This window comes from Marinibactrum halimedae, from assembly GCF_021234875.1.
Lineage (GTDB): Bacteria > Pseudomonadota > Gammaproteobacteria > Pseudomonadales > Cellvibrionaceae > Marinibactrum > Marinibactrum halimedae.
Genome location: NZ_JAJQVM010000024.1, coordinates 61,518 through 73,895, shown reverse-complemented (window position 1 = coordinate 73,895; position 12,378 = coordinate 61,518). Strand labels below are relative to the sequence as shown.

Here is a 12,378-nt window from a genome sequence, read left to right as displayed (position 1 = left end):
TTAGATGGAGTGCATTATCCATAGCGAAAATGAATGAAGAATTAATACAGAAACGCAGGGGGAAAGGAAATTAATGATTAAGGTGAGGCGTGATTGGATAATAATTTTTATAAAAAACTCTCCGCAGGCTATGAGGAGAGTTTTTTAAGGAGTGTGAGTAGCTTTGGAGCAGAAATATTAAAAACGTAAACGTCCTTCAATGGTCCAAGCGACTTCACTGTCGTCTTCATCAGAATCGGTGATATCCGCTGTAATGTAAAAATTAGGTGTAAAGAAAAAATCGGCGACCAGAGAATAATTGACAATGTCGTCGGGGTCGGTAAATGCTTGGGCAAGTTCGAGACCAATGCCAAATTGTTTATTGGGGTAAATCTTGTAGGCACCACCCAGCTGTACAGTATCTGCTTCATCATCAGACAGTGAGGTAAAAATTTCTGCAGCATACCCCATTCCGCTTCCCATTCTTCCAAAATGTCTGAATTCACCGGCGAGAGTGTTGATATCATCGTCCAAAATATCGCTATCTAATATTGAGTAGCTGACAATAAACGTGGTGGTGTCATTTAAGTATTTACCTACCCCAACATAGAGGGCATCGACGGAAGGATCTCCCGGAACATCAACTTCCAGGTAGGAGTAGGCTCCTTCAATAATCCAGTTATCCTCTGGTAATACAGCACGCCCCCCTATAGAGAGGGTGATGGCATCAATACCATCGGCGTCTGTGCTCACAAACTCTCCTTCAACGAAAGAGGCTTGATCAAGAAAAGGTGCTTCAAAATAAGGAGATTCTCCTACATCAACACCATTAATATACCAAATGCCATCGATGCCTATGGCATCGGTTTCATCTTGGTTAAGATAGCTTGCACCAACGTCAACCACAAAATCATTTGCAAATGTGGAGGCTGCCATTGTGCTGAAGGCCAAGCCAAATAGTATTGCTTTTTTCATGTCAGCTTTATTCCTTTGTTAGTTTTCAAATAAAAGGCATCTTCTTTATATTGCTTAAAACATAAGGTAAATAAATCTGTCGTTTAAAAATAACTTTTGTGTTTTGGTTTTAGTTTTTGGTGATGTGTTGTTTTTGTTTTTTAATTCGCTGTCGGAAATAAAAAACCTATACTTTGAAAGGCGAAAGTGACTAAATTATTTAACGGCTTATATTAGGTCGAGTTCCACCTATTTTGCCACTAAGCGTAGTTGAAGGGTTGGGAAAAGCAAAAAAATTAATTAATGTTGAACTTAGGGTTAAGGAAACCCATGTTAAATAAGAACTGAATTTTGAAAAGTAATGCAGGTGAGAGGTGAGCTGTCTCACTTCTCACTGTGGGGTAGTGTTCAAATTTCTGTGTCGTTGAATGGCTCTACTGGCTATTTTCTTGTAAGTATTCTGCTTTCCAGCTTTCGTAATCTTTGACAAGCTGGGCCATTGGTGCATCTTCATAAGGTCTTAAGCCACTCAAGATTAACTTTTTATAACCTTTGCCAATTAAAGTGTCACCATCTTTAATATCGAAGTCTAACACGACATCGCCTCGCTTTCCGTTGATATCTAATGTGGCTTTTGTTTGTTCAAGATTGACATCGTTAAAATCAAACTGTGTCAACTCGAAATGCATACTTTCATATATGACCAATGGGCGGGCGGTATTAATCATTACTTCATGTTCTTTTACTAAAGGCAATAAAATATGTGGGAAATTATGCCCAGAATACGAAACGTAGCTTTTGACAAATTTTAATATGGACTCTTGGTTCTGAAGTGTTTCACCTTCAGCAGAAATTTGTAAAAATGTTTTATCGCTATTGTCATCGGTAACACTGGCGGCGCCATCCACTAAAGTTTCGGGAAAGAGTAATGGTGTGTCTTTACCCACCATGCCTTCAAATTGGAATGTCATTGAACTGCGTAGGCCCAGTTTATTTAATGCTACTGCAAATAATAAATCCCCAGGCACGCAGAATCGTTTAGAGTCAGGATTGTGAATGGGATTAAAGTCGCCAGCGATTTGTTTTGCGAAGCGGCTGGCTTGCTCTGGGCTGATTCTAACGGTGGAATCGGTGTTTTGAAAAAAGTCGTTTAAATCCATGGTGTGTCCTAAAGGGTGCTTCAACAGAAACACCCCAAAAATGGCGAAAAGTAAAAAACAATGAAAAGAAGCGCTTACATGCGCTCCATTACTTCAATGCCCAGTAGTTCTAATCCTTGTTTCATCGTATTGGCGACCGCTTCACAGATAAGCAGTCTGCTTTCACGAGCGGATTGCTCAACCCCGTCTTTAAGAATTGGGCAAGCTTCATAAAAGCTCATATATAAACTGGAAAGTTCGTATAAATAGGTGCATAAGACGTGAGGAAATGCCTCTTTAATCACTTGATCCACCGCTTCGGAAAACTGCAGTAGTTTAATGGCCAGGGCTCGCTCTTGAGGTGCTTCCAGTGTGATACTGCTTTTGAGTGTGGATGGGTCAACATTGGCTTTTCTAAAAATACTCCGTACACGGGTGTAGGCGTATTGCAGATAAGGGGCCGTATTGCCTTCAAAACTGAGCATGGAGTCCCAGTTGAAAATGTAATCGTTCGTCCGTGTTTTGGACAAATCTGCGTATTTTACGGCACCCACTCCAACTTTTTGGGCAATTTCTTTTATGTCTTGATCGCTTAAGTCGGTCTCTCTTGCTTTGATTAGCTGTGTAGCTCGCTCAATGGCTTCGTCCACCAATGAGGCTAATTTAACGGTGCCGCCAGAGCGGGTTTTAAATGGCTTACCATCTGAGCCATTCATGGTGCCGAAACCGTGGTGCTCAAGGCTCAGTGACTCACTGGCATAACCGGCTTTACGCGCGATGGTAAACACCTGTTGCATGTGTAAGTTTTGACGAGCATCAATAAAGTACATTAAGCGGTCGGCTTTCAAGGTGCCAGCTCTGTGGCGAATACACGCTAGGTCGGTGGTGGCGTAGAGGTAGCCACCATCTTGTTTTTGAATAATGGCGGGGCTGGGCTTGCCTTCTTTATCTTTAAATTCTTCAAGAAAGACGACAGTTGCACCGTTATCTTCTACGGCAAACTCTCGTGATTTCAGATCTTCAACCAAGACCGGTAAGTCTTTGTTGTAGGCGCTTTCCCCCATCACGTCGGTGCGAGTTAGGCTCACATTGAGTTTCTCGTAAATCTCTTCGCTGTGTTTTAAAGAGATATCGCGAAATTGTTGCCACATATTCAAAATAGCTTCGTCACCCGATTGCAGTTTCACAACGTAATCACGGGCGGTTTGCGCGAAGGTTTCATCGTCGTCGAAATGTTTTTTCGCTTGCTGATAAAACACTTCCAAGTCTTGCAGGGCCATCTCTGCCGAGGTGTCGGCATTTTGTTGCTGGCTTTCTAATTCGGCAATCAGCATACCAAATTGGGTGCCCCAATCGCCTACGTGGTTCTGGCGAATAACATGGTGGCCTTTAAATTCGAGGGCTTTTACGACGGCATCACCAATGATGGTGGAGCGTAGGTGGCCAACGTGCATTTCTTTGGCGAGGTTGGGGCTGGAATAATCCACCACGACGGTTTGAGCTGCGTCTTTTTCGACACCTAACTTTTCATCGCGTTGGGTATCGAGAACTTGTTCTGCAAGCCATTGTTGATTTAAGTGAATATTGATAAAACCCGGGCCGGCGATTTCCAGTTTTTCAGCAATGTCGCCCAGCTCTAGGTGTTCAATAATGGATTGGGCGATATTTCGTGGGTTGTCTTTCATGGCTTTGGCTGCAGCCATGGCGCCATTGGCTTGGTAATCCCTAAAGCCTGCTTTTTTCGCAGGGGTGACGTGAGGGGAATAGCTATAGGGAATACCGGCGGCGATCATGGCCGCTTGAAATTGTTGATTAAGTAACTCGCGTATATTCATGACGGATTCTGTAATTGAAATTAAGAAAAATGATGATTGGGCAGGCTGCGATTAATGCAGTGCTGCGCGCAAAGGAAGCTCGCGAACAATGTCAGCTTCAATATCCAGTAGTTCATCCAAGCGCTGGTCTACGTCCTGGTCAAAGAAATATTGTCGAGCGAGATCGATAAACAGCTCATGGTGGCGTGATTCACTTTCGGCAATGGCAACATAGAAATTTTTGAGTGTGCCTTCTGGTAATGCTTCACCGATTAGGCCAAATCGTTCGCACCCTCTTGCTTCTATGATGCCGGCAATTAATAAACGATCCAGCATATAGACGTCGGAGCCTTTTCGATAGGCTTTACGTAACTCATTAATGTAAGGGTCTTTGGAGTCGTTGCCAAGCTGAAGGCCTCGCCCATGCATGAGTTTTACCACTTCACGAAAGTGGGTCATTTCCTCTATCGACAGGGCAATCATGGCCTCGACCAATTCTTTACGGTCAGGGTAGTGGGAGAGCATGGAAACAGCCATACCGGAGGCTTTCTTTTCAGCGGCGGCGTGGTCGAGTAAAAAGTCATCAAAATTTTCAAGAACGGTTTCAGTCCATTCTTTGGGGGTGTTAAAGCGTAAAAAGCTCATGCTGGCGAATCTTTAATAATAGTCATTCTGAGGGTATTCATACTGAACAGGTAAACTTGGGTTGCTTCGAGTGGTTTACTTCAAATCATTTACTTTGAGTCGTTCTTCACTTCGAGTACTTCAATCCACAGTTCAGGATGCGCTCGGGGCACGCATTATAACGAATATCTGAGGGCAATCGAGCAAGTAGGTTTTTGCGGTATTGGTCTTTATAATCCTAAAGATGTCTATATTGGCTGTGCTCTTTGTCTTAAACGGCTGCATGGGCTTTTATTAAGCTTGTGACGTTTGAAAGGCAACGGAATACACTGTTGTTTTTTCTGATACTGATAATGAGATGGCGCTGGTGAATTTCACTCTGAAGCGTCTCGCCTTAACGTCGACGGATATCTTTAAGTCGAATATTGATTGAAAAAGGGTCAACAATGATTATTAAACCCAAAGTCCGTGGTTTTATTTGCATTAATGCTCATCCTGCAGGGTGCGCTGCGAATGTTCAAGAACAGATCGATTATGTGAAATCCCAAGGGCCGGTGGCTGATGGGCCAAAAAATGTTCTCGTGATTGGCGCATCAACCGGGTACGGATTGGCATCTCGTATTACAGCGGCTTTTGGTTGTCAGGCCAAAACCATGGGGGTGTTTTTTGAGAAAGCCCCAACTGAGCGCAAAACCGCCTCTGCGGGTTTCTACAATTCGGCGGCATTTGAGGCCGCTGCGAAAGAGGCAGGTCTTTACAGTAAAAGTTTTAATGGGGATGCGTTTTCTCATGAAATGAAAGCCAAAGTCATTGAAGCCATTAAGGCGGATATGGGTCAGGTGGATCTGGTTGTATACAGCTTGGCGTCACCTCGCCGCACGGACCCTGATTCAGGGGAAACCTATTCATCCGTTTTAAAGCCTATTGGCGAAGGTTATACCGCGAAAAACCTGAACACCGATACGCTTAAAATTGCCGACATTACGGTTGAACCTGCGGTGGAAGAAGAAATTCAGGCCACGGTGAATGTGATGGGTGGTCAAGATTGGGAACTGTGGATGCAAGCCCTAGCCCAAGCCGATGTCTTGGCTCCGGGCTGTAAAACGTCAGCCTATACCTATTTAGGCGATAAGCTGACTTGGCCTATTTATGGCAAGGCGACCATTGGTAAAGCGAAAGAAGATTTGGATCGTGCCGCAGTTGCGATACGTGAGCGCTTTTCCAGTCAAAATGTTGAGGCCTACGTTTCGGTATTGAAAGCGGTCGTTACTCAGTCAAGCTCGGCCATTCCTGTTATGCCTCTTTATATGTCTATTTTATTCAAGGTCATGAAAGAAGAAGGCACCCATGAGGGTTGTATTGAGCAACTTTACCGTTTGTTTACGGAGTGTTTATATACAGATTCTCCACGTATCGATGACGATCAACGCTTGCGAGTGGATGAAAAAGAGTTAAGCCCGCAAACTCAGGCCAGCGTGGAAGCAGTTTGGCCGGAAGTCACCGAAGACAACCTGTTTGAATTAACCGATTACAAAACCTATAACGCGGAATTCTTGCGATTATTTGGTTTTGGTGTGGATGGAGTTGACTACGAGGCCGATACCTCGCCATTGGTTGAGGCGAGTTTTCTTTCGTAAGTGTCTCTTTGTTCGCAGTTCGCAGGCACGTCTTTTTTTGAAGGTCTCCCTGTTTGGTGCTGCTGTTTAAGGTTAGTTATAGCGGTTTCGATCTTTGTTGTAACCTAGGTCATCAACCCCACATGCGAACAGAAAAGGCCATAGTCATCATACTAACCCCCTCTTAGCAGGGGGTTTTTTGTTTTTATTGCGTTATCTCTTCTCTTCGGCTGCCCAATTGCCTTTGCTGACTATTCTTACTGTTGTTGCGAAGGGGCAGTACCAACATCGATTTAATTGATAGAGTTTATTTTGGTCATCACTCAGAATAATGCTCTATCCGCTCCCTTATTGGGCCTTATTCGGGTTGGAATCGAGCTTTATGTCAAATGCCTAGAACGATTTTGTCTGATTTCCGGGTGTTTACTGCGATTTTTAGAGGTTTCGATAAAATTTCGCCCCATTTGTCTATCACTTATAGAAATGCTAGAGATAAAGTCTATAAATTAGATAAATTTGATTGGGCTTCGTACACTGAGTCCACACCTAAACGATTCACCCAAACGTCATACAGAATAGGGGAACGACATGACCAAGTACGCCGATGACATCGACGCCATCTCAACAGTAGTCAGTGCTAACGATACGTGGAGCGCAATCAACCCAGAATACGCCGCGCGTATGCGTGCACAAAACCGTTTCAAAACGGGTTTGGATATTGCCAAGTACACGGCGAAAATTATGCGTGCCGACATGGAGCGTTACGATAATGATACCGCTCAATACACACAGTCTTTGGGCTGCTGGCATGGCTTTATTGGTCAGCAAAAACTGATCTCCATTAAAAAGCACTTCAATAGCACGGATCGTCGTTACTTGTACCTTTCTGGCTGGATGATCGCGGCATTGCGTTCTGAGTTTGGCCCACTGCCAGACCAGTCAATGCATGAAAAAACCTCTGTTTCTGGCCTAATTGAAGAGCTTTACACCTTCTTGCGTCAAGCGGATGCCCGTGAGTTAGGCGGCTTATTCCGTGAGTTGGATGCCGCTCGTAAAGCGGGTGACTCTGCAAAAGAATCTGAAGTATTGGCCAAAGTTGAAGGCTTCCAAACTCACGTTGTTCCCATTATTGCCGACATCGATGCCGGTTTTGGTAACGAAGAAGCCACTTACTTGTTGGCTAAGCAAATGATCGAAGCTGGCGCCTGCTGTATTCAGATCGAAAACCAAGTGTCTGATGAGAAGCAGTGTGGCCACCAAGACGGTAAAGTCACCGTTCCTCACGAAGATTTCCTAGCGAAAATCCGCGCGATTCGTTATGCCTTCTTAGAGTTGGGTGTAGATGACGGTGTGATTGTTGCGCGTACTGACTCCCTAGGTGCGGGCCTCACCAAGCAAATCGCGGTGACCAAAGAGCCAGGCGACTTGGGTGATAAGTACAACTCCTTCCTTGATGGCGACTATGTTGCTAGTGCCGATGATATCGCCAATGGTGATGTCGTGGTGAAGGCCGACGGTAAATTGTTGAAGCCTAAGCGTTTGGCGTCCGGTTTGTTCCAATTTAAGCCAGGTACCGGCGAAGATCGTGTGGTTCTAGATTGTATTACTTCACTGCAAAACGGCGCTGACCTGCTGTGGATTGAGACTGAAAAGCCTCACGTCGGTCAAATTGCTGCCATGGTGAACCGTATTCGTGAAGAAGTGCCTAATGCGAAATTGGTTTACAACAACTCTCCGTCGTTCAACTGGACATTAAATTTCCGCCAGCAAGTGTTTGATGCCTGGAGCGAAGAAGGGAAAGACGTCTCTGCTTACGATCGCGCGAAGTTGATGAGCGAAGAGTACGATGACTCTGAGTTGTCTATTGAAGCGGATAAGCGTATCCAGAGCTTCCAGGCCGATGCGGCTCGTGAAGCGGGTATCTTCCATCACTTGATTACCTTGCCAACTTACCACACGGCAGCGTTGTCTACAGACAACTTGGCCAAAGAGTACTTCGGTGAGCAAGGCATGTTGGGTTACGTTGCGGGCGTTCAGCGTAAAGAGATTCGTCAAGGTATTGCGTGTGTGAAACACCAAAACATGGCCGGTTCTGACATGGGTGACGATCACAAAGAGTACTTCTCTGGTGATGCAGCGTTGAAAGCCGCTGGTGAAGACAACACCATGAACCAATTCTAAGCGCCTTCTATATAAGCGTCATATAGAAACGTTTTAGTGAAACGCCTCGGTATGAATACCGGGGCTTTTTTATGGGTGATGATTTTTTGATGGTGAGTTTTGGGCGACTTAATCTTGGAGGAAGCGGCTAAACTTCAAACTGAACAGGCAAAAAAGCCTGATACAGTTACATAATCATTTTTCTCCGTAGGAGGCCTTTAATGGATATGTCCGTTCATTCAATGTCGAGCTTATTTGAGCAGCTTGGATTAGCCAGCGATGAAACCGCCATTGATAAGTTTATTTCTGCTCATCGTATTCCCCATGAGTTAAAAATTACTCAGGCCCAGTTTTGGTCGCCATCTCAAGTGGAGTTTTTAAAAGAGGCGCTGGAGTCGGATTCTGATTGGACTGAATGGGTTGATTTATTGGATGCTCGAATGAGGGAGTAATTGTGGACTACCTGGAGTTTTAGACATCAATATTTTCGGTAAACGTGTTTGATACCGGCAGTAAATGACGGTTTTACCGTTGGCTAAAGCCCATGCTGACTGATTGTATATGATCAGTGCTGGGCTTGGTTAAGCGTAGTCCCTATAATCCCCCTTCTTTTATTGTCCTCCCTATTTTTACTGCGGACAAAAACTCATTTCATATCAGTAAGGCTGAATTGGTGAAGGCATTATTTCATCCCAAGTATTGGCTCACTTGGATTCTCATGGGGATGTGGGCGCTGATTTCTCAGCTACCGTTACCGGTATTGCGTGGCATTGCTCGATGCATGGCCTTTACAATGCGCTGGTTAGCGCCAAAGCGATCATTTATTGCCTACCGAAATTTGTCTCTGTGTTTTCCAGAGAAGTCACCAGAAGAGTTAAGGGCGATGGTGCGTAAGAACATGTACCACACCTGGATGGGCATGTTTGAAACCGGTATGTCATGGTTTTGGTCGAAGCGTCGCTTACAGAAGTTGTTTGTAATTGAAGGAGCGGAACAGGTGGCTGGGTTGGAGTCTGGTGCTTTATTGTTGGGGATGCATTTTACCACCCTTGAAATGACCGGCGTTGCGGTGAACTCGACTGTAAGCCGAGTGGATATGATGTATCGCCCTCACAAAAACCCAGTCTATGATTTTATTCAAACCCGTCAGCGTACTCGTCACCATGAGGCGTGTCGCTTGATAGATCGGGCAGATGTGCGTGGCACACTCCGTCGATTGCGGGAAGGGCGTGTGGTTTGGTATGCGCCTGATCAGGACTACGGTATCAAGCAGGGTGTTTTTGCAGATTTCTTTGGGATTCCTGCAGCAACGATTACGGCCACGTCTCGGTTTGCCAAAGTAGGTCGTGTGCCGGTGATTCCCATTCTTGATCATCGTGGAAATGATGGTCGTTATTACATCAAAATTTTACCGCCGTTAGCGGATTTTCCTAGTGGCGATGATGTGGCTGATGCCGAACGTGTTAATGCCATGATTGAATCCGCTGTTCGGGAATACCCTGAGCAGTACCTTTGGGTGCATCGCCGATTTAAAACCCGTCCACCGGGTGAACGTGGTGTGTATGGCAAGCTCAGTAAGAAAGTGGTTCCTAAACCTTCATCCTCTTAAAGAAGCGAATGCACATTAAGCGGTTGGTAATAGATTTCGTAGCGCATACTGTGGAGCTTGTTTCAATGGTGGTGCGTCAGTACCATTACGCCCTTTAAATGAACAGTGTAAACAATAGAAAAACAACGCTGCGCGAGCGTGGCAACGGAGAATGAAATGATCAAAGGTAGTGCAGTCGCCCTCGTAACCCCGATGACAGAAAGTAATGATATTGATTGGGCCGCCCTTGATGCATTGGTGGAGTGGCACATAGAAAGTGGCACTCATGCACTCGTTGCGGTCGGTACCACTGGCGAGTCGGCAACGCTCGATATGAAAGAGCATGCAGTGGTGATCAAACGCGTTGTGGATCAAACGGCAGGTCGCATTCCGGTGATTGCAGGAACGGGCGCGAATTCTACACAAGAAGCGGTTGAGTTAACCCAAGGAGCAAAAGCCGCAGGTGCCGATGCATGTCTATTGGTAACGCCTTATTATAATAAGCCGACACAAGAAGGCTTGTTTCAACATCATCGCCACATTGCCGAGGCGGTAGACATTCCTCAAATTTTATACAACGTTCCTGGCCGAACCAGCATTGATATGCTGCCAGAGACGGTCATTCGTTTATCAAAAGTTGACAATATTATCGGTGTGAAGGAAGCCACAGGCGATATTGAGCGTGCTCGTCATCTCATTGAGGCATGTGATAATGATTTTGCCGTGTATTCTGGCGATGACTTGACCGCATTAGAGCTAATGTTGGTTGGTGGTGCAGGTGATATCAGTGTGACGGCGAATGTTGCACCAAAAGCGATGGCACAGATGTGTGAACTTGCCCTGTCAGGAAAGGCCGATGAAGCCCATGCATTGAACGACACTTTGGTTCCACTCCATAAAGGGTTGTTTGTAGAATCCAACCCTATTCCGGTGAAGTGGGCTCTGATGAAAATGGGTAAAATTCAAAAAGGCATTCGTTTGCCAATGACAGAGTTGGATGAGCGTTATCATGATGCTGTGATGACGGCGATGAAGCAGTCTGGTGTATTGTGATTGTTGTGATATAGAACGTTTATAGAGTAAAGCTCAATAACACGCACTTACTTAACAACAAACGGGCAACGGGCTGACAACAGACGGACTCATAACAGACGGGCTAACAGCGAGTCTGTAATAAAATGAGTCTGCAATAAAGATAGAACCAAAACACATTTGATGGTTCTAACACGCACAGCTTTAATGTGGATAGCATGTAATCGTGCGCTTGGTGGTAGCTAGAAAATATGATGCAAAAATCGATAGTCAGAAGTGTAATGCTGGTAAGTTTGCTACCCATTGCGGGTTGTAGCACCCTCTTCGGAGAAGAAGGAGTCTTTCGGGATCGTGGGGATGATTACTTGAAAGCCGAACCGATTCCAGTCATGGTCGTTCCCGGTAGCCAGGAAAGTACTGGTCGGTTTTCTCAAATTTATGTTGTGCCCGATATTAACGATTCTGGTTACGATTATGAGCAATCGTTTGAAGCTCCCCGCCCGTTGCCACTTTCCAGTGCCCTGCTTGAAGATCAAGTAAAAATTCAAAAGCTGGGCCAGGATCGCTGGATATTCATTACTCATTCGCCTTCAGAAGTTTGGCCTCAAGTAAGGGCTTACTTAGGAGAAAACAACTACCCTGTAGCGCGCACAGATGCTTCTAGCGGTGTGATTGAAACCACATGGTTAGAGTTTGTGGGGGAAGAGGGTAGCAGTCACCGTTTCAGAATTACCATTGAGCAAGGCATTCAGCCAGAGAGTGCTGAAGTCCATATTCGTCATGTGGGTACTGCTACCGATAACCAAAATAAGCCCATTGATTGGCCGACGTATTCCAGTGACCCAGAGCGTGAAGCTTGGATGGTGGATGAAGTGGCTGGCGTACTGGCCAATCAGTTGAATGCCTCTTCGTCTTCGTTATTAGCACAAACCATCGGTGGTAAAGAAAAGGTTTCTATCACCAGTGACGCCAATAATGAACCTGTTTTACAACTGCACTTAGAGTATGGTCGTGCTTGGGCCAGTGTCAGCCACGCTTTGAAGGATAGGGGTTTTTACCTATGGGGGCTTGATGATAACAAGGGTGTTTTTTATACCCAGTACGAAGAGCCTAACCCAGAGAGTGATGAAGAACCAGGTTGGTTCAGTAAGCTTTTTGGTGGCGATGAGCAGGAAGTGCCTACATCGCCTTACACATTAGAGCAACTTTTACAGGCACAAGCGTCTGACACCAATATGACACAGTTTGTTTCCAGTTCTCTTGAGAGCAACACAAAAGAGTTAGAAGGTGAGCTGGTGGATATTGATGATGCGCCGGGTTATCTCGTTGCTGTAAAAGAGTCCTCAACTTCTGAAGGGAAAGTGGTAGAAATACGTATTCGTGATGCTTACGCTAAGCTTATGGGCGAGAAAGAAACTCGTCGTTTGCTTGGGTTATTACGCAATAATCTTATTTAAGTCGCGAATATTTGA

Annotated in this window: 10 protein-coding genes; 6 read left to right on the top strand and 4 right to left on the bottom strand. The window is 45.2% G+C overall.

What is annotated here, in order from left to right; translation table 11 throughout:
• Positions 1–177: 177 nt before the first annotated feature.
• From LU351_RS14300 to LU351_RS14285, 4 genes are all read right to left on the bottom strand, one after another.
• Positions 178–954: a putative porin gene (locus LU351_RS14300; RefSeq protein WP_232594769.1), complete on the bottom strand. Its 777-nt coding sequence runs from the start codon at positions 952–954 to the stop codon at positions 178–180.
• A 413-nt stretch (positions 955–1,367) separates the two neighbouring features.
• Positions 1,368–2,093: a DUF3581 family protein gene (locus LU351_RS14295; RefSeq protein WP_232594768.1), complete on the bottom strand. Its 726-nt coding sequence runs from the start codon at positions 2,091–2,093 to the stop codon at positions 1,368–1,370.
• 74 nt (positions 2,094–2,167) lie between these two features.
• A complete protein-coding gene (gene argS / locus LU351_RS14290) occupies positions 2,168–3,907 on the bottom strand; it encodes an arginine--tRNA ligase (protein ID WP_232594767.1) in 1,740 nt (579 codons plus the stop codon).
• 51 nt (positions 3,908–3,958) lie between these two features.
• Positions 3,959–4,531 carry a MiaE family protein gene (locus LU351_RS14285; protein ID WP_232594766.1) on the bottom strand — a complete coding sequence of 191 codons (573 nt, stop codon included), beginning with the start codon at positions 4,529–4,531 and terminating at the stop codon, positions 3,959–3,961.
• 425 nt (positions 4,532–4,956) lie between these two features.
• On the opposite strand from LU351_RS14285, the gene fabV reads away from it, so the two are divergent.
• The 6 genes from fabV (at position 4,957) to bamC (ending at position 12,363) form a co-directional block, all read left to right on the top strand.
• Entirely contained in the window at positions 4,957–6,147 is a 1,191-nt protein-coding gene (gene fabV / locus LU351_RS14280; RefSeq protein ID WP_232594765.1) for an enoyl-ACP reductase FabV, read from the top strand.
• A gap of 567 nt (positions 6,148–6,714) precedes the next feature.
• Positions 6,715–8,307 carry an isocitrate lyase gene (locus LU351_RS14275; RefSeq protein ID WP_232594764.1) on the top strand — a complete coding sequence of 531 codons (1,593 nt, stop codon included), beginning with the start codon at positions 6,715–6,717 and terminating at the stop codon, positions 8,305–8,307.
• 200 nt (positions 8,308–8,507) lie between these two features.
• A complete protein-coding gene (locus LU351_RS14270; RefSeq protein ID WP_232594763.1) occupies positions 8,508–8,738 on the top strand; it encodes a DUF2789 domain-containing protein in 231 nt (76 codons plus the stop codon).
• A 221-nt stretch (positions 8,739–8,959) separates the two neighbouring features.
• Entirely contained in the window at positions 8,960–9,895 is a 936-nt protein-coding gene (gene lpxL / locus LU351_RS14265) for an LpxL/LpxP family Kdo(2)-lipid IV(A) lauroyl/palmitoleoyl acyltransferase (RefSeq protein ID WP_232594762.1), read from the top strand.
• A 156-nt stretch (positions 9,896–10,051) separates the two neighbouring features.
• Complete coding sequence (gene dapA, locus LU351_RS14260) at positions 10,052–10,927, top strand: 4-hydroxy-tetrahydrodipicolinate synthase (RefSeq protein WP_232594761.1); 876 nt, start codon at positions 10,052–10,054, stop codon at positions 10,925–10,927.
• A gap of 260 nt (positions 10,928–11,187) precedes the next feature.
• Complete coding sequence (gene bamC, locus LU351_RS14255; protein ID WP_232594760.1) at positions 11,188–12,363, top strand: outer membrane protein assembly factor BamC; 1,176 nt, start codon at positions 11,188–11,190, stop codon at positions 12,361–12,363.
• Positions 12,364–12,378: the final 15 nt, after the last annotated feature.